Raw genomic sequence first — 18,357 nt, 5'->3', positions numbered from 1 at the left:
TGATCTTTCCCAGCTGATTCTCATGCGTGTCATCCACACGATCGCCGAGCTGCGTGCACACCTGCGCGCCCAGCCTGCCGCCCCCGTCTTCGTGCCCACCATGGGCAACCTGCACGACGGCCACCTGGCCCTGATCCACCGTGCCCGCGAGCTGGCAGGCACCACGGGTGCACCGGTGGTGGCCAGCATCTTCGTGAACCGGCTGCAGTTCGGTCCCAACGAAGATTTCGACACCTACCCGCGCACCATGGCGCGCGACATCGAGCTGCTCACCAGCGCGGGTTGCGACGTGCTGTTCGCACCCACCGAGGCCGAGCTGTACCCTCAGCCCCAGGGCTACAAGGTGGTGCCGCCCACCGAGCTGGCCGACATCCTGGAAGGCCACTTCCGCCCCGGCTTCTTCACAGGGGTGAGCACGGTGGTGCACAAGCTGTTCAACCTGGTCCAGCCGCAGGCGGCCGTGTTCGGCAAGAAGGACTACCAGCAGCTGATGATCATCCGCAACATGGTCACGCAGATGGGGCTGCCCATCGAGATCCATGGCAGCGACACCCTGCGGGCCGACGACGGGCTGGCCCTGTCGTCGCGCAATGGCTACCTCAGCGCCCAGGAGCGCTCGGAGGCGGTGCAGCTGATCACCGTGCTCCAGGGCATCCGTGAGGCCGTGAAGGCCCAACGCAACGACGCCACTTTGAGCCTGGCCAGCGTGGCCCAGCTGGAGGCTCAGGCCATGGCGGCGCTCACGGCCTGGGGCTGGAAGCCCGACTACGTGCTGGTGCGCCGCCAGCGTGACCTGCTGCCCGCCACCGACGAGGACCTGGTGCGCGGCGAGCCGCTGGTCAGCCTGGCCGCAGCCAAGCTGGGCAAGACCCGCCTGATTGACAACCTCGAGCTGTGAGGCGAATGGCGGCGGGTTGAAGGGCCTTGCCCTCGGCCTCAGCCCTCGCCCGCAGGGCGCTCTTGCAGGCCCTTGAGAAAAACCAGCGCTTCGTCCTGCACGCGGCTGCGCCGCATCGGTGGCAGGCTCTGCCAGATGCGCCGACCATAAGGCTTGTCCACCAGGCGTGTGTCGCCGATCATCAGCACCCCGTGGTCGGTCTCGCTGCGGATCAGGCGCCCGGCGCCTTGCTTGAGCGCGATGATGGCCTGGGGCACCTGGTGCTCCATGAAGGGGTTGCCGCCGCGTTGCTCCAGCAGCTCCATGCGCTTGGCCAGCACCGGGTCATCGGGCGGGGCAAAGGGCAGCTTGTCGATCACGACCAGCGTGAGCGCGTCGCCCTTCACGTCGATGCCTTCCCAGAAGCTGTGGCTGCCCACCAGCACGGCGCGGCGCAGGCGCCGGAATTCATCGAGCAGCATGGGCCGGGGCCCATCGCCCTGCATCAGCACCGTGAGCTGGGCGTTTTCGGCCTCGATGCGCTTGCGCAGGGTCTCGGTGGCACGCTGCACGGCGCGGTGGCTGGTGCACAGCAGGAAGGCCCGCCCGCCATTGGCCACGATCAGGGGCCAGGCCGCGTTCACTACCGCGTCGGTGAAGTCGGGCGAGGTGGGCGCTGGCATGCCCTGGGGCACATACAGCATGGCCTGCTGGGGGTAGTCGTAGGGGCTGGACCAGGCCGCACAGTGCGCGTCCTGCAGGCCCAGCGCCTCCTGGAAGTGCTTGAAATCGTTCTTCACGGCCAGCGTGGCCGAGGTGAACACCCAGGCTTTGCGCGGCACTTCCTGTGGGGTGTGGGGTGTGTCGGTGTCGTCTGACCAGGCCAGGCCCTCGTCATGGGCCGCATGGTCATCCCCATCGGGGCCAGCGGCGTCGCCCAGGCGCTGGCGCCGAAACACATCGGCCACGGAAATGGGCGTGCGGTGCAGCTGAAAGCCCAGCTGGCTGACGTCGAGCCAGCACAGTTCGGGCTCGTGCGCCCGTTCGGGGTGGCCCCAGGCGCACAGGCGCTGCATGAGCTCGTCGGCGCGGCGGTGCAGGTTGGCCAGGTCGGCGCTGCGTTCGGCGTGCAGGTGCAGCAGGTCACGCAGCTCGCGCAGGCTGTCTCGCAGGGTGGGCAGGGCTTGCCACAGCGGGTGGCTGGCGGGCAGCTGGCCTTGCGACCATTTCGAGATGCCACCGTCAAAGCACAGGCGCAGGTCTTTCAGGGCCTTGTCCACCGGGGCGATCTGGTCGGGCCAGTGGCAGGCATCGCGTGCGTGCGACATCCCGATGGCCTTGGTGTCGCGCAGCAGGTCCATCAGCTGGGCGCTGCTCACGCTTTCCCCGAAGAACATGGTGGCCGTGTCGGGCAGCTGGTGGGCCTCGTCGAACACGATGGTCTGTGCCGAGGGCAGCAGTTCGGTGGCCCCTTCTTCGCGCAGCACCAGGTCGGCAAAGAACAGGTGGTGGTTCACCACGACCACGTCGGCGTCTTGGGCTTCGCGTCGGGCCTTGAGCACGAAGCAGTCGCTGTGGAAGCTGCAATCGCTGCCCAGGCAGTTCTCGCGGGTGGACGTGACGCGCATCCAGATGGGTGCGGTTTCTGGCACCGTGGCGCATTCGGCCTTGTCGCCCGTGCTGGTGAGGGTGCGGAAGCGGTTGATCTGGCCCAGGTCGCGCACCTCCTGCCGGCTGGCCAGCAAGGTGGCGTCCTGGTTGGTTCGCTCGAGGTGATGGAAGCACAGGTAGTTGCTGCGGCCCTTCAGCAGTGCGGCCTTGATGGGCAGGCCCAGCGCGTCGCGCACATTGGGCAGGTCACGGTTGAAGAGCTGGTCTTGCAGCGCCTTGGTGCCGGTTGACAGGATCACCTTGCCTCCGGCCAGCATGCTGGGCACCAGGTAGGCCGCGGTCTTGCCCACGCCCGTGCCTGCTTCCAGCACGGCGGTGCCCGAGGTGGCGATGGCCTCCAGAATGGCCAGCGACATCTCGATCTGTTCGTGTCGAACGCGGTAGCCGGGCAGGGCCCGGGCCAGTGGGCCGTCGGCCGCGAAGATGGCGCGGATGTCGTCTTGCAGGTCCATGAACAGGGAGCAATCAGGGGGTGGTGCGCACCACGGCGGCCTGCAGCGAGCGCTGCAGCGTTTCCAGGCAGTCACGGCGATGGGCCACTTCGGTGCTGAGCGCATCACCGCGGTCGGCCTTCAGGCTGGCCTTCAGTTCAGCTTCCAGCGCGCGGCCCTGGGCCAGCCACTGGGCCCGCACATCGGCGCGGGCACCACCGCGCACCAGGGCCACCGCCAGGCGGTTCACGTACTCGCGTTGCAGGTTGCGTCGCCAGGGTTCCGGCTCGCCCTCGGGGCGTTGCCACACCACTTCGCGCAGTTGTGTCTGCAGGGCGCGCAGGGTCAAGGGGCGGGCTTCACGGTCGCGCACACGGTCGATGTTGTCCAGCAGGCGCACCGCCAGGGTGTCGGACATCAGCGCGTCGAGCAGACCGCGCTGGGTCTGGGCCACCTGCTCGGCCACCGAGAAGTCGGTGACCACCGGAGCGGCATTGGGCAGGCCCGTGCCCTCCGTGCGCTCGAAGTAGTCGGGCGCCATCTGGCGTTGCAGGCGGGGCGAGAGCCGCAGGGACTGAGCCCCCATCCAGTGGCCCAGCAACATCTGCAAGGCGGCTTGCTGCTGCGCTGCGGGCAAGGGCTCCAGGCGGTCTCGGCCACTGCCGGGCAGGTCACGGCGCGTGAGCAGGCCACCCACCTGACGCAGCAACACACCGGCTGCGCGTTCACGTTCGCGCAAGGCATACCCCACCAGGCGGCGCGTGTGGGCCGCGTCGTCCACCGTGGCGGCCCGTTGGCCCGACTGGGCTTCGGCCCGCTGCAGCAGCGCCCCCGACAAGGCCAGACGCCGTGCCGCAAAAGCCAGCGGTTCATTGCCCAGGTCGAACACCTGCACGGTGGGGTCCAGGCCCAGGGCATTGTCTTCGTCGGTGCCGTAAGCCAGGGCCTCCTGTCCAGGGTGTTCTGCCCGGTCGGCCACGGCACGCAGCGCCGCACGCTGCTGGTCGGCCGAGCCGGTCAGCGGGCGGTAGCCATACTCGATGGCCCAGAAGTCATACGGGCCCAGCGTGGTCTGGAAGGGGGCCCCCGCAGGTTGCCCTGGCAGGTTCAGGTTGATGGGCAGGTAGTCCATCACCGAGGCCGCCAGGCCATGCCGGCGCGTCAGGTCGGCCTGGTCCAGTTCGGCGGCCGTGCGCCATTGCGAGGCCTTGAAGTTGTGCCGCAGGCCCAGCGTGTGCCCCACCTCGTGCATGGTCACGTCCTTGAGGTAGGCCTCCACGAATGCCCTGACCTCCGGGGCGTCTGGCTGCTCGGCGGCGGCGCCATCGAACCCATGCATCGCCAGGCCCATGGCCAGCTGCTCGGTGGCCCATTCGCCATGCTGGCAGTGTTCGCCATGTGCATGCGTTGTGCCGTCGGTGGGCGCCCCTGGAGGCATGCCGCCCATTCCCAGCCCTGGCAGGATCTGGCTGCGTTGAACCCTGATCGAGCGCGATGACAGGCTCTCGATGCCGATGTCGGCCGTGAGGATCTCGCCAGTGCGCGGGTCGACATGCGTGGGGCCGATGGCACCGAAGCTGGGCCGGTGGTTGGTCATCCAGCGGATGATGGCCTGGCCTTTGCCAACCATGTCTTGTGGCTCGGTGTCGGTGGCTTCACGCACCTCCAGTGCCCCCTGGATGCCAATGGCTTCGAAAGCTGCATTCCAGGCCAGCACGCCTTCGCGAATGGCTGGGCGGTACTCGGTGGGGATGCTGTGGTCCAGCCAGTACACGATGGGACGCACAGGGGGGGACAAGGCCGCTGCCGGGTCTTGCTTGTCGAGGCGCCAGCGGTTGATGTGGCGCACCCGGGGCGTGCGAGCCAGGTCGTTGCTGAAGTCGTTCACCGTGGTGGTGAAGTAGCCCACGCGCGGGTCGGCCGGGCGCGGCTGTGGCATGGCCTCGGGCAGGGGAGCCAGGGTGTAGCGCAGGTTCAGCAGCAGGCTGCGGGCATCGGGCAGGCCGCTGGGTGGGTTGGCTGCAGCCTGCCCAGGGGCCGGTGCTGCGGCACTGAGGTTGGCCGTGTAGAAGTGCTGAACCACATCGAGTGTCAGGCCTGTGGGGCTCACGCGCACATCCGTCACGGCCGAGTTGCGGCCGTCCAGTGCATGGCCCTGGCGAAACGCTGCATTGAGCTGTGCCCCCAGGCCCTGAATGTCGCCCAGCATCAGGGCCGACAGCTCCACCAGCACGGCCTCGTCCTGGGCCCTGGGCGCACTGGCCAGGGGCACGCTGGCCAGCAGGCTGGGCGAAAACGCCTGGGCCACGGCCAGGCTGCGCGGTGTGCCCGCTTGTGCCATGAACGCTGCATTCACCGCCACCAGTTGAACCTGCTGGTGCAGCTTTCGGAATTCGACCCACTGGGGGCGACCGACCAGCCCGAAGCGGCTGGCGATGAGCCCACCGTACAGACCGCCTTCGCCCAGGCCCGTGCGCAGACGGGGCGACAGGTACATCGGGCGGTTGAAATCAGACGGCTTGAGCTCGACCCAGACCTTGTCCTGACGGCGCCACACCGGCAACCAGCCCTGAATGCGCTCGGCACCTCGTGCCACCTGTTCGAACGGTGGTGGCGTGTTCGCCCCGGAGTTGGCAGCGGCCGCCCCTTGGCCGCCGGCCGGGGGCGCTGTCCCTGCTGATGCTTTGGTGGCGACTGGCCCTGCAGGGGGCGTCACGGGGGCGCGTGGTGTGGGTTGTGACGTGGGCTGTGACGTGTGCTGACGGGCAGGCGCAGTGGCTCCGGCCTGGGCTGTGGCTGCTGGCCCCGGGCGTGTCGCCAGCCAGGGCAGGTGGCTGCAGGCCGACAGTGCGCCCAGCAGGCCGATGGCGAGTGCAGTTCTGGAAAGCGACAGGCTGTGCGTCATGCATGCATTGTGCCGCGCGGTGCCCACCTTGCCGGAACCCCGACAAGAGGGTGGCAGACGGGTGTGGTGCTCCCCATGAAAAAAGCCGCGTCATCGGACGCGGCTTTGGCTGGCAGGCGGGCACTCAGGCCACGCCACGCATCACAGTGCGGGCGGTGGTGGGAACAGGCCCTTGACACCTTCCAGCAAGGGGATGTCGCTCACGGCCAGCGGACCGAAGGCGATGATGATCAGGCCCAGCAGCATCACCACGGTCGGCAGGATCCAGCGCTCGTAGCGGTAGTAGAAGCTCTTGCTGCGCACTTCTTCGTCGGCCAGGTCGATCTCCTTCTCGCCAATGACCTGACGGGTCAGCAGCTGGTTCAGGGCCACGGGGGGCGACAGGTAACCCAGCTCGAAGGCCACCAGCACGACCATCCAGAAGTGCAGCGGGTCGATGTGGTTGGCGTAGGCGATGGGGGCCAGCGTGCCCGACACCAGGATCACGGCACCGAAGGGGTCCATCACCATGCCCAGGAAGATCAGCACGGCCATCAGGAAGGCCATGGCGGTCCAGGGGCTCTCGAACACCTGCGGGGCCAGGCTCATCACTTCAGAGCGTTCGATCACGCCACCGATGGCCAGCGACAGGGTCATCAGGGTGATCAGGGCACCGATGTGGCCGATGGTCTCGTTGGTGGCAAAGCGGATCGAGCTTTCCACACCCTTTTGACGGTGGCTGGCGTAGTCAGGGGTGATCTCGGCCTTGCCGCGGTTGAGCACCTTGTCGAAGATCAGCACCAGGATCAGCATGATGGGCACGATGATCGGCGCGGTGATTTCGTTGAGTTGGGTGTCCAGACCGTGTTCGTAGGCAAACAGGATGACCAGCACCACGGCCACATAGGGCAGCAGTGGCGGCACTTCCTTGAGCATGGCCGGGATGGCCACACGCGGCGACTCGATGTTGGCTCGCTGTGTGCGCAGCATCTGCGAGGCCAGGAAGAACATGGTCGAGGTCAGCAGGAACACATAGAAGCCCCAGTGGTACAGGCCATTGGTGGTGACTTCCTTGTTCAACGCAGCAATCAGCACCACCAGCAGGCAGGGGCGCAGCACCACACCCAGCGAGCCGGACATGGCCGTGGCGGCGGCAGCGAACTGACGCGAGCCTCCCGAGGCGCGCACCTCGTGATAGATGATGCCGCCGGCGGCGATCACGAAGATGCCTGAGGCGCCGGTGTAGGCCGTGGGCAGGGCTGCGGCCAGCAAGATGATGTAGGTCAGCAGCTGGGGCGACAGGCGCCACGGGCGCAGCAGGTTCATGAACAGGTCAACCACGCGGCTTTGCTTGAGCAGCATGCCGGCCAGGATGAACAGACCCAGGTTCAGGAAGATGGCGGGCAGCTCCATCAGCTGGCTGATGTAGATGGCCAGGCCAGCGGGGTGCCCCTTGGCCAGGAAATAAAAGCCGGCGATCAGCGACATGTTGGCGAACAGCGGCACGGCCAGACCGGCCAGGCCCCAGGTGCCTTCGCCGTCCGGGCAGTGTGGCGGCACGATGGCACGCTTGAGCGTGATGGCCAGCATGGTGCCAAAGAAGAACCACCACAGGTAGTGCAGATGCACATGCTCCACCTCGGTGCCCGAGGCATGCAGGATGTTGTAGTAGCTGATGCTGGAGTGCAGCAGCAGGCCGGCGGCAATGGCCATCGTGGCATTGGCCAGGCGGTGGTCCTTGGTGTAGCGCAGCGGGCGGATGCCGATGTGGTGGTTGGCCAGTGTGGCCGAAATGCCGGCGATCACCACCATCAGCAGCAGGATCAGCGAGCGGTTCGACGTGCCGATCTCGAACAGCTTGAAGAAGCTGGTTTCGATCAATCGGTAGGTCTGGACCTGCGGGGTCTGGTGCTCGACGATCTTCTTGTACATGTCGAGCTTGGTCTGGCAGATCTGGTTCGCCTGCTCGATCGACTTGCGCTGAACTGCCGGATCGACCTTGGCGCTGTCACCAAACAGGTCGTCGATGTCGTCGCCACCGGCGCTGCTTTCAGACGAGGCCTTGGCGATGGCCGCATCGATGTCGGTGACGATCGTGCAGTCAGGCTTCTCGGGCTCGGCACGCAGCATGAAGTACTGCACGCCGGCCTCCGGGTTGCCGAACATGGCTTCGCCCGCCTTGAGCAGCTGGCCGTGCACCATTTCGCCAGTGCCGATCACCAGGGTCATGATCAACAGGAAGAAGATGGGCAGGCTGGCCAGCCATTCCATCAGCGTTCTGCCCAATACCTTCGGGCCTTGAGGGTGTTCCATCTCGTACTTTCGCAGCGCAGTGCACCATGCTGGTGCCCATCACACAAAAAACAGGAGGGGGTTTCCCCCCTCCGTCGCCAGCCGCCTGAAGTGTCAGGCGCAGCGGATCACTTCCATTCTTCTTCCGACTTGGTCGAGCATTCCGGGTCGGCCGGGTTCACCGAGCAACGAACCTTCTTGATGACCTTCAGGCCGCGCTTGTCATACAAGCCCCGTTGGGCGATGTCGATGCGCGACTCGCGCAGCATCAGGGTGTACTTGTAGGCGTTCTCGGGGCTCAGCTCCATCCAGGTGCCCGGAGGGATGCTGCCGTCGGCCTGCTTGATCAGCTGCATGGCGCGGTCGAACTGGGTCAGCCAGTAGTCGCGGGACTTGTCGCCGAACCCTTCAGGGAACTTGGTGCGGTTGATGATGACCTGGTAGGTCAGGATCATGATCGGGAAGCGTGCAATGGCACCCTTGCTGCCAATGCCCTTGTACAGCTCCAGCGGCTTGTAGGCCAGGCTGGGCGCCGCAATCATGTCCACCGAGCCGTTGTTGAACTTGGTCGAGAAATTGGTGACGTCGGCCGAGATGGGCTGTGCGCCGATGCGCTGGATCATCACGGCCTGGGCCTTGTCGTAGTCGAACGAGGCGATCTTCTTGCCGGCCAGTGCTTCGACCGTGTTGATGCGGCGATCGTTCACGATCGGGTAGGCCGCGCCGATCGGCACGATGCCGCCAACTTCGTAGTTGCCTTCGACCATCAGCTTGTTGACCGCAGGCGAGTTGGCCGAGTAGGTCTGCACCAGCTTGCGCACCACGTCGTAGCTGCCGGCCATGTCGATCTTGCCGTCGCGCACGATGGTGGTCGAACCCAGGGTGTCGATCGAGCCTGCGGCCGAGTTGAACTGGCGGGTGCGGAAGGCCGTGGCCACGAAGGCATCACACTGGCCAGCCTTGAAATCGTCAGAGGCCACGCCTTCGTTGTTGTAGGCCTTGAGTTCGATCGTGACGCCGTGCTTCTGCATGGCCACGACATAGTCTTTGGCCATGTTGAACAGGTCGCCGGAGGCGCCCAGCATGTCGTACACACAGAACTTCTGCGAGGCCTGCGCCGAGGCCGCCATCATCAGACCGGCGCCGAGCGCCACCAGGGTCTTGTCGAGCTTCATGCAATCTCCTACGGTACCTGGGTGAAAGGGCTTCACCCTTGCTTCCTGTTGATCAATGCGCGTTCAATTCATTACGAAAATTGAACAAGTGCATTGAATTCCGTAACTATATCTTTCAACCCCAGGTCAAAAAAAACCCTTCCCACGCGAGCAAGGGAAGGGTTTTCACGGGGGGTGGGATCAATTCAGGAAATTGTCCACGTTCACGTCGTTCTTGGGCTTCTCATCCCAGAATTTGCCCAGGCCACCGAAGGGGGTGCGCGAGCCGGTGGCTTGCGTCCACATGCGGTCGGAGATGTTGTTCATCTGCATCTTGGCCATCACGTCGAAGATGCGGTAGTCGTCGTTGGGCTTGAAGTTTTCGACATTGGCGAAACGCTTCATGGTCTTGCGAGCGGTCTCGGTGTCGTCGGCCGACACGGCGGCGACCACCTGGAACACGTGCGGCAGGCGCACACCCTTGGCTTCGCCAATGGCCATGGCCTTTTCGAAGGTGCCCTTGACGTCCTTGCCTTCCGAGCCACCTGGCAGCAGGCTCCAGACCACGGCACGTGCGGCCGAGGGCACGCCCCACCACTTCTCGTTGCTCAGGCAGGTCATGGCGAAGTCGGACTGCGGGGCGATGTCGGTCGGCACGCCCACCGACTGCTGCGACTGGAAGTCGTTGGTCACGGCCAGCAGGCCGGCCATGGTGCCCGACAGGTACACCAGCTCGTCGAAGTCACGGCGGAAGCGGGGGCAGGTCTTGCCGTACTGGAAGAAGTACTTCTGCTCCAGCTTGGTCTTCATGCGCTGGAAGGCCAGGTACTGACGCTCGGCCGTGAGGGCCAGCAGGCGCTTCTGGGCGATGCGCGCGTCGGTGGCTTCGTCAGGGCGCTTGTCGCGCACGGCGCGCATGTAGCGCAGCTCTTCGGTCACGGCCTCGGCTTCCGAGCAGAACGAGGCGGTGGTGTACAGGGTGGCTTCCATCAGCGACGGGTCACCGTGGAACTCGCGGGCGGCGCCCACCAGCGGGCCATTCACGGTGGCGAACTTGCACACCATGTCGGCGTCGGCCAGGCGCAGAGCCGGGGGCGTGAAGCCTTCTTCCAGGATGTTGAGGGTGACGCCAGAAGCGCCCGATTGCAGCAGCGCACAGCCACTCATGGTCATGGCCGACACAGCCATCACGGTGGCGGTCAGAAGGCGGGTCATCCTGGGAATCATCGAGGGTCTCCGAAAGGGGCGTCGGGGCAGGCATCAAGGCCTGTTCAACGTGGTGAGGTACGGGTTTCGGTGCGCTGTGGCCAGGCGCAGGGTATCCGGGAAATTCTAGCTTCAGGCGCTTGCATCAAGTGCCATGAAAGCCTAGGGGTTGTCCCATGGCATCACTTGGCCTGCGCATGAAAAAAGCCCGGCAGTGCCGGGCTTTCGGAGCGCATCACTTGATGGGCTTGAAGCGCACGCGCTTGGGGCGAGCGCCTTCTTCACCCAGGCGCTTCTTCTTGTCGGCTTCGTACTCCTGGTAGTTGCCGTCGAAGAAGAACCACTGCGAATCGCCTTCGCAGGCCAGGATGTGGGTGCAGATGCGGTCGAGGAACCAGCGATCGTGCGAGATGATCATGGCGCTGCCGGCGAACTCCAGCAGGGCGTCTTCCAGGGCGCGCAGGGTTTCGACGTCCAGGTCGTTCGAGGGTTCGTCGAGCATCAGCACGTTGCCACCCTTGGCCAGGGTCTTGGCCAGGTGCAGGCGACCGCGTTCACCACCCGACAGGTTGCCCACCAGCTTCTGCTGGTCGTTGCCCTTGAAGTTGAAGCGGCCCAGGTAGGCGCGCGACGGCATCACGAACTTGCCGACGATGATGTTGTCCAGGCCACCCGAGACGTCTTCCCACACGGTCTTGTCGCCAGCCAGGCCTTCGCGGCTCTGGTCGACGAAGGCCAGTTGGGCGGTCTTGCCGATGGTGACTTCGCCGCTGTCCGGGGTCTCGACACCCTGGATCATGCGGAACAGGGTGGACTTGCCGGCGCCGTTGGGGCCGATGATGCCGACGATGGCGCCCGCGGGCACCTTGAAGCTCAGGTTGTCGATCAGGCAGCGGTCACCGAAGGACTTGGTGACGTTCTTGAACTCGATCACTTCATTGCCCAGGCGCTCGGCCACCGGGATGAAGATTTCGTTGGTTTCGTTGCGCTTCTGGTATTCGACGTCGCTCAGCTCTTCGAAGCGGGCCAGACGCGCCTTGCTCTTGGCCTGGCGGCCCTTGGCGTTCTTGCGCACCCATTCCAGTTCCTGCTTCAGGGCTTTGGCGCGGGCGTCTTCGGTTTTCTGTTCGGCTTCCAGGCGCTTTTCCTTGGCGTCCAGCCAGTCGGAGTAGTTGCCCTTGTACGGGATGCCCATGCCGCGGTCGAGTTCAAGGATCCACTCGGCGGCGTTGTCCAGGAAGTAGCGATCGTGGGTGATGGCCACCACGGTGCCCGAGAATCGGCTGAGGAACTGCTCCAGCCAGTCCACCGATTCGGCGTCCAGGTGGTTGGTCGGTTCGTCGAGCAGCAGCATGTCGGGCTTGGACAGCAGCAGGCGGCACAGGGCCACACGGCGCTTTTCACCGCCGGACAGGTTGCCGATCTTGGCGTCCCAGGGCGACAGGCGCAGGGCGTCGGCGGCCAGTTCCAGTTGCAGGTCGGTGTTCTCAGAGCCGGCAGCCGCGATGATGGCTTCCAGCTCGCCTTGTTCGGCGGCCAGGGCGTCGAAGTCGGCGTCGGGTTCGGCGTACAGGGCGTACACCTCGTCCAGGCGCTTCTTGGCGGCCAGCACGCCGCCGATGCCTTCTTCCACGGCTTCGCGAACGGTCTGCTCAGGGTTCAGTTCGGGTTCCTGGGGCAGGTAGCCGATCTTGATGCCGGGCATGGGCACGGCTTCGCCTTCGATGTCCTTGTCGACACCGGCCATGATTTTCAGAAAGGTGGATTTGCCCGAGCCGTTCACGCCCAGCACGCCGATCTTGGCGCCAGGGAAGAAGCTCAGGGTGATGTCTTTGAGGATCTGCCGCTTCGGGGGAACGATCTTCCCGACGCGGTTCATGGTGTAGACGTATTGCGCCATGGTGTGTGCGTGTTCAGCTGGTGGGGCGGCAAGACTGCGTTGCGCGCCGGGGATGCGGAGTCTGCAGGGGGTCGCGGCGAGGGCACGCGGGGCTGCGGGTCAACCCGATAGCTTAAGGCAAGCCAGGGTGTTCAGCGTCGTTCGGGCAGCAAAAAGGCCGACACGCGGTCGGCCTGTTCTGTGGGGCAGACGGCTTCAGGCCTGGCGGCGAATGCGGTCGATCAGGGCACAGGCCTGCACGCGGGCGGTGTGCATGGCGGCTTCTTCTTCGTGGCTGCGGGCCAGTTCCAGCAGCGAGGCCTTCAGGCTCATCAGGCCTTCATGGAGTTCGAGCAGCGCCGATTGCACGTCCGACAGGTTCTGCGAAGGGGCGGGTTGGATGGGCATGCTCGACATGGTGGGCTCCGATCGCCTCTGGTCAGTGCGGGGACTGCATCGCTGCAACCAGAGGCGTGCTGCAGCCGATGTGTCACTGTACGCAGCCACTGAAGTGCTTGGATGCGCCCGGCCAGGGGGGTAGCACCCAAGTGCGGGGGTGTCTGGCGTTCACTTTCGAGCCACCCGGAGGTGGGCATTTCGCGGGGCGAGAAAGTGCGCCGGCCCACCATGAAAAAACCCGGCCGAAGCCGGGTTGTCGACATCGCCAGCGCGCCGGCGAGTGGCTCAAGCTCAGGGCTTGTTGCCGGTCGGGAAAGGCCATGCTGCCTGGGGGCTCAGCGTGGTCTTGGCGGCCTTGGCCGGAGCAGCCTTCTTGGGGGCGGCAGCAGGCTTGGCGGCGGCCTTCTTGGGGGCAGCAGCGGGCTTGGCAGCAGCCTTCTTGGGGGCGGCGGCAGGCTTGGCAGCAGCCTTCTTGGCCGGAGCGGCAGCCTTCTTGGCGGGCGCAGCAGCCTTCTTGGGGGCGGCGGCCTTCTTGGCAGGGGCAGCAGCCTTCTTCGGAGCGGCAGCCTTCTTGGCCGGAGCGGCAGCCTTCTTCGGTGCAGCGGCCTTCTTGGCAGGCGCCGCAGCCTTCTTCACGGGGGCAGCCTTCTTGGCAGGTGCCGCCTTCTTGGCCGGGGTCGCCTTCTTCACAGCGGCGGCCTTCTTGGCGGGGGCAGCCTTCTTGGCCGGTGCGGCGGCCTTCTTCACGGGAGCGGCTGCCTTCTTGGCCGGAGCAGCTTTCTTGGCGGCGGCCTTTTTGGCCGGTGCCTTCTTTGCAGTTGCCATACGTATCTCCTTGATCAAGTTGCAAAGCACACTGCACGACGGAGCGTCGGGCAGCGATCCATCACCCAACGTCCCCTAGGATCTGGACGCGGTGTGATGAACACGGTGAGCCGAAGGTGGCTGTCCATCGAGGCTGACCGTGCAATGTGCTGCATGGCTCAATCCCAGGAGAGCGCACCACCGGACTGGTATTCGATGACGCGGGTTTCGAAGAAGTTGCGTTCCTTCTTCAGGTCGATCATTTCGCTCATCCAGGGGAAGGGGTTCTCTTCGTTGGGGAAGAGTTCGTCCAGACCGATCTGGGTGGCGCGGCGGTTCGCGATGTAGCGCAGGTAGCCCTTGAACATGGAGGCGTTCAGGCCCAGCACGCCACGCGGCATGGTGTCTTCGGCGTAACGGTATTCCAGCTCGACGGCCTTGAGGAACAGGGCCTTGATCTCGGCCTTGAACTCGGAGGTCCAGAGGTGCGGGTTCTCGAGCTTGAGCTGGTTGATCAGGTCGATGCCGAAGTTGCAGTGCATCGACTCGTCACGCAGGATGTACTGGTACTGCTCGGCAGCGCCGGTCATCTTGTTCTGACGGCCCAGGGCCAGGATCTGCGTGAAGCCCACGTAGAAGAACAGGCCTTCCATCAGGCAGGCGAACACGATCAGCGACTTCAGCAGCGTCTGGTCGTTTTCGGTGGTGCCCGTCTTGAAGTTCGGGTCCATGATCGCCTCGATGAAGGGGATCAGGAACTCGTCCTTGTCACGGATCGACGACACCTCGTTGTAGGCATTGAAGATCTCGGATTCGTCCAAGCCCAGGCTTTCAACGATGTATTGGTAGGCGTGGGTGTGGATGGCTTCTTCGAAAGCCTGACGCAGCAGGAACTGGCGGCACTCGGGCGCCGTGATGTGGCGGTAGGTGCCCAGCGTGATGTTGTTGGCGGCCAGCGAGTCGGCGGTCACGAAGAAGCCGAGGTTGCGCTTGATGATGCGCCGCTCGTCTTCGCTCAAGCCATTCGGATCTTTCCAGAGGGCGATGTCGCGAGACATGTTGACCTCTTGGGGCATCCAGTGGTTGGCGCAGGTGGCGAGGTACTTTTCCCAGGCCCACTTGTACTTGAAGGGCACCAGCTGGTTGACATCGGTCTGACCATTGATGATGCGCTTGTCTGCCACGTTCACGCGGCGAGCGGTGCTGCTGGCCTGAGGTGCACGCGATGCGGACGGGGCTGATGCCGCGGTCTGCTGCGCAAAGGCCTGAGCCGATGCCAGCGTGGCCGAGATGGGCTGAAGACCCGGAGCAGCGTGAGCAGGCGACGGATGCGCGTCCCGTGCAAAACCACCGAGTGGCGGCACGGAACCGGAAGGCGCTTGAGGTGGCGCGTTCGAAGGTGTCGGAGTGTTGTCGTCCCAGACCAACATGGTGTGCATCCTATGGAGTCGGATTATGAAAGGGTGTTGCGAAAAACACCAAGCACTTGTTGACATGTGCAAGCCAGTTCTGTTGCTGGCTTGCATCGAATGCATCGGCAAAAAGCATGATGAACAGGGCCCTTTTTTGAGGGGGCACCAGGTTCAGAAAGAACCCCGTGCCCCGAGAACCCAGTGTTCATCGGCCTTTCCGGCCGATGCCTGTCAAACCCCAGTGCGCTTTATTGGCAAGCTTCGCAATCGGGGTTGTCGATCGAGCAGAACTTGACGTCGGTGGCCGGTTCGCTGGTCAGGGCTTCGGCCGGGGCCATCGCCATGCCACCTGCGGTGGCCGACACGGCGTTGAGCTGGCCGCGCGACACGGTCGACTTTTCAGCGTGCGTGGCGCCCACGGTGCGGAGGTAGTAGGTGGTCTTGAGGCCACGCACCCACGCCAGCTTGTAGGTTTCATCGAGCTTCTTGCCCGATGCACCCGCCATGTAGATGTTCAGCGACTGGGCCTGGTCGATCCACTTCTGGCGACGCGAGGCGGCTTCGACCAGCCAGATGGGTTCGACTTCGAAGGCCGTGGCGTACAGGGCCTTGAGGTCTTCCGGCACGCGGTCGATGCGACGCAGCGAACCGTCGAAGTGCTTGAGGTCCATGACCATCACGTCGTCCCACAGGCCCAGCTTCTTGAGGTCGCGCACCAGGTACTCGTTGACCACGGTGAACTCGCCCGACAGGTTGGACTTGACCGACAGGTTGCCGAAGCAGGGTTCGATCGAGGCGTCGACGCCGACGATGTTCGAGATGGTGGCGGTGGGGGCAATGGCCACGCAGTTGCTGTTGCGCATGCCGTAGGTGGCGATGCGGGCCCGCAGGGCGTCCCAGTCCAGGGTGGTCGAGGTGTCGACTTCGACGTAGCCGCCGCGCTGCTCGGCCAGCAGCTTCAGCGAGTCGATCGGCAGGATGCCCTTGTCCCACAGCGAGCCGCGGTAGCTGCTGTAGCGGCCGCGCTCTTCGGCCAGCTGGGTCGATGCGTAGTAGGCGTAGTAGCAGACGGCTTCCATCGAGCGGTCGGCGAACTCGACAGCGGCCTGGCTGGCGTAAGGGGTGCGCAGCTGATACAGCGCGTCCTGGAAGGCCATGATGCCCAGGCCCACCGGGCGGTGGCGCAGGTTCGAGTCACGGGCCTTCTTGACGGCGTAGTAGTTGATGTCGATCACGTTGTCGAGCATGCGCATGGCGGTGGTGACCGTCTTGCGCAGCTTCTCGTGGTCGATGCCACCGTCCTTGATGTGCTGCGACAGGTTCACCGAGCCCAGGTTGCACACGGCGATTTCACCGCCATTGGTGTTCAGGGTGATCTCGGTGCACAGGTTCGACGAGTGCACCACGCCGACGTGCTGCTGCGGCGAGCGCACGTTGCAGGCGTCCTTGAAGGTGATCCAGGGGTGGCCGGTTTCGAACAGCATCGACAGCATGCGGCGCCACAGGTCGGTGGCCTTCACGCGCTTGAACAGCTTGAGTTCGCCACGGTCGGCCTTGGCCTCGTAGGCGGTGTAGGCCTCTTCGAAGGCGATGCCGAACTTGTCGTGCAGGTCGGGGCAGGTGGCGGGCGAGAACAGGGTCCAGTCGCCACCTTCCATCACGCGGCGCATGAACAGATCGGGGATCCAGTTGGCCGTGTTCATGTCGTGGGTGCGGCGGCGGTCGTCACCGGTGTTCTTGCGCAGCTCCAGGAATTCTTCGACGTCCAGGTGCCAGGATTCCAGGTAGGCACACACGGCGCCCTTGCGCTTGCCACCCTGGTTCACGGCCACGGCGGTGTCGTTGACCACCTTCAGGAAGGGAACCACGCCTTGCGACTTGCCGTTGGTGCCCTTGATGTGCGAGCCCAGGGCGCGCACCGGGGTCCAGTCGTTGCCCAGGCCGCCGGCGAACTTGCTCAGCAGGGCGTTTTCCTTGATGGCTTCGTAAATGCCGTCGAGGTCGTCAGGGACGGTGGTCAGGTAGCACGACGACAGCTGCGAGCGGCGGGTGCCCGAGTTGAACAGCGTGGGCGTGGACGACATGAAGTCGAACGAGGACAGCAGCTCGTAGAACTCGATGGCGCGGGCTTCGCGGTCGATTTCGTTGAGGGCCAGGCCCATGGCCACGCGCATGAAGAATGCCTGGGGCATTTCGATGCGGGTGCCCTGGTTGTGCAGGAAGTAGCGGTCGTACAGGGTCTGCAGGCCCAGGTAGTCGAAGTTCAGGTCGCGCTCGAACTTCAGTGCAGCACCCAGGCGGGCCAGGTCGAACTGGCCGAGCTTTTCATCGAGCAGTTCGGCCTCGATGCCCTTCTTGATGAAGCCAGGGAAGTAGTCGGCATAGCGCGTGGCCATTTCCGCATGGGTGACTTCTTCGCCCAGGATCTCGCGGCGGATGGTGTGCATCAGCAGGCGGGCGGTGGCGCGGGTGTAGGCCGGGTCGTGTTCGATGCGGGTGCGCGATGCCAGGATGGCGGCCTTGTAGACCTCGTCGATGGAGACGCCGTCGTACAGGTTGCGCTGGGTTTCGGCCAGGATCGGGGCGGCCTTGACATCGGCGCCCAGACCTTCGCACGAAGTTTCGATCAGGGCCTTGAGCGCGGCGATGTCCAGGGGCACACGCTGACCGCGGTCGATCACGTGCAGGGTGGGCACTTCGCTCGGGTGTTCGGCCGCCTGCTTGGCACGCTCTTGCGAACGGCGCTCGCGGTACAGCACATAGGCGCGGGCGATTTCATGGTGGCCACCGCGCATCAGGCCCAGTTCGACCTGGTCCTGCACGTCTTCGATGTGGAAGGTGCCACCGTTGGGACGCGAGCGCAGCAGGCCACGCACCACGGCTTCGGTCAGCTGGTCGACGGTCTCGCGCACCGAGGCCGAGGCGGCGCCCTGGGTGCCGTGCACGGCCAGGAAGGCCTTCATCAGGGCGACGGCGATCTTGTTGGGCTCGAACGAGACGACAGCGCCGTTGCGTCGGATGATCTGGTAGGCCGAGAAGGCCGACTGACGGGGGGCGGCGCCTTCAGCAGGCAAACCTGCCAGGACGGATGCCGGGGTGGACGTGGCGCTGGTCGTGGTCGATTGCATGGGATTCCCTAGAGAAAAGCAGCCGTTTCATGCGGGAGAAAGGGCTGCGGGGGGCACATCAGAGCGCCTGGGGCGCAATTTCTGTGGACACTATATCTGGTGTTTTGAGGGGGCTCAAGCACTACCTGTAGTGTCCGGGGCTGACTATAACGCCTTTTTGAGCCGCCCCCGTGTTTGCGGGGTCCATCCGGGAAAGCCCGCACAGGGCGTCCGCGAGCTC

At 64.9% G+C, this 18,357-nt stretch carries 11 protein-coding genes; 1 reads left to right on the top strand and 10 read right to left on the bottom strand.

Translation table 11 applies throughout. From position 1 onward, the window contains the following. The first annotated feature begins 22 nt into the window (after positions 1–22). Positions 23–898 (top strand): pantoate--beta-alanine ligase, encoded by an 876-nt coding sequence (panC, locus tag EYS42_RS01525; protein ID WP_130966099.1) that lies wholly within the window; start codon positions 23–25, stop codon positions 896–898. Positions 899–936: 38 nt separating this feature from the next. On the opposite strand, the gene yoaA is transcribed toward panC, so the two are convergent. The 10 genes from yoaA to EYS42_RS01475 all read right to left on the bottom strand — a co-directional run bounded on the left by yoaA (position 937) and on the right by EYS42_RS01475 (position 18,137). Then, on the bottom strand, positions 937–3,000 hold the full coding sequence (gene yoaA / locus EYS42_RS01520) for a DNA repair helicase YoaA (RefSeq protein WP_207301084.1): 2,064 nt from the start codon (positions 2,998–3,000) through the stop codon (positions 937–939). Positions 3,001–3,013: 13 nt separating this feature from the next. Next, entirely contained in the window at positions 3,014–5,884 is a 2,871-nt protein-coding gene (locus EYS42_RS01515; RefSeq protein WP_130966098.1) for a zinc-dependent metalloprotease, read from the bottom strand. 141 nt (positions 5,885–6,025) lie between these two features. Then, a complete protein-coding gene (locus EYS42_RS01510) occupies positions 6,026–8,176 on the bottom strand; it encodes a TRAP transporter large permease subunit (RefSeq protein WP_130966097.1) in 2,151 nt (716 codons plus the stop codon). A gap of 107 nt (positions 8,177–8,283) precedes the next feature. Then, entirely contained in the window at positions 8,284–9,330 is a 1,047-nt protein-coding gene (locus EYS42_RS01505; RefSeq protein ID WP_130966096.1) for a putative solute-binding protein, read from the bottom strand. Between the two features lie 180 nt (positions 9,331–9,510). Then, on the bottom strand, positions 9,511–10,524 hold the full coding sequence (locus tag EYS42_RS01500) for a hypothetical protein (RefSeq protein WP_245503455.1): 1,014 nt from the start codon (positions 10,522–10,524) through the stop codon (positions 9,511–9,513). 226 nt (positions 10,525–10,750) lie between these two features. Further along, entirely contained in the window at positions 10,751–12,415 is a 1,665-nt protein-coding gene (ettA, locus tag EYS42_RS01495; protein ID WP_130966094.1) for an energy-dependent translational throttle protein EttA, read from the bottom strand. Positions 12,416–12,610: 195 nt separating this feature from the next. Then, complete coding sequence (locus EYS42_RS01490; RefSeq protein ID WP_130966093.1) at positions 12,611–12,811, bottom strand: hypothetical protein; 201 nt, start codon at positions 12,809–12,811, stop codon at positions 12,611–12,613. Positions 12,812–13,084: 273 nt separating this feature from the next. Beyond that, positions 13,085–13,618, bottom strand: a complete 534-nt coding sequence (locus EYS42_RS01485) for a histone (RefSeq protein WP_130966092.1) — start codon at positions 13,616–13,618, stop codon at positions 13,085–13,087. Positions 13,619–13,776: 158 nt separating this feature from the next. Next, on the bottom strand, positions 13,777–15,027 hold the full coding sequence (locus EYS42_RS01480; RefSeq protein WP_130966091.1) for a ribonucleotide-diphosphate reductase subunit beta: 1,251 nt from the start codon (positions 15,025–15,027) through the stop codon (positions 13,777–13,779). 230 nt (positions 15,028–15,257) lie between these two features. Continuing rightward, complete coding sequence (locus EYS42_RS01475; protein ID WP_130966090.1) at positions 15,258–18,137, bottom strand: ribonucleoside-diphosphate reductase subunit alpha; 2,880 nt, start codon at positions 18,135–18,137, stop codon at positions 15,258–15,260. Between the last annotated feature and the right edge of the window lie 220 nt (positions 18,138–18,357).

This window comes from Aquabacterium lacunae (assembly GCF_004310865.1).
Taxonomy (GTDB): domain Bacteria; phylum Pseudomonadota; class Gammaproteobacteria; order Burkholderiales; family Burkholderiaceae_C; genus Aquabacterium; species Aquabacterium lacunae.
Note: the sequence above shows the minus strand (reverse complement) of the source record. Positions and strands in the feature narration are given on the sequence as shown.

Coding starts and splice junctions, on each gene's coding strand:
- EYS42_RS01505 (WP_130966096.1), bottom strand. CDS start 9,330: ATGAAGCTCGACAAGACCCTGGTGGCGCTCGGCGCCGGTCTGATGATG.
- EYS42_RS01515 (WP_130966098.1), bottom strand. CDS start 5,884: ATGACGCACAGCCTGTCGCTTTCCAGAACTGCACTCGCCATCGGCCTG.
- EYS42_RS01480 (WP_130966091.1), bottom strand. CDS start 15,027: ATGTTGGTCTGGGACGACAACACTCCGACACCTTCGAACGCGCCACCT.
- yoaA (WP_207301084.1), bottom strand. CDS start 3,000: ATGGACCTGCAAGACGACATCCGCGCCATCTTCGCGGCCGACGGCCCA.
- EYS42_RS01475 (WP_130966090.1), bottom strand. CDS start 18,137: ATGCAATCGACCACGACCAGCGCCACGTCCACCCCGGCATCCGTCCTG.
- EYS42_RS01510 (WP_130966097.1), bottom strand. CDS start 8,176: ATGGAACACCCTCAAGGCCCGAAGGTATTGGGCAGAACGCTGATGGAA.
- ettA (WP_130966094.1), bottom strand. CDS start 12,415: ATGGCGCAATACGTCTACACCATGAACCGCGTCGGGAAGATCGTTCCC.
- EYS42_RS01490 (WP_130966093.1), bottom strand. CDS start 12,811: ATGTCGAGCATGCCCATCCAACCCGCCCCTTCGCAGAACCTGTCGGAC.
- EYS42_RS01485 (WP_130966092.1), bottom strand. CDS start 13,618: ATGGCAACTGCAAAGAAGGCACCGGCCAAAAAGGCCGCCGCCAAGAAA.
- EYS42_RS01500 (WP_245503455.1), bottom strand. CDS start 10,524: ATGACCCGCCTTCTGACCGCCACCGTGATGGCTGTGTCGGCCATGACC.
- panC (WP_130966099.1), top strand. CDS start 23: ATGCGTGTCATCCACACGATCGCCGAGCTGCGTGCACACCTGCGCGCC.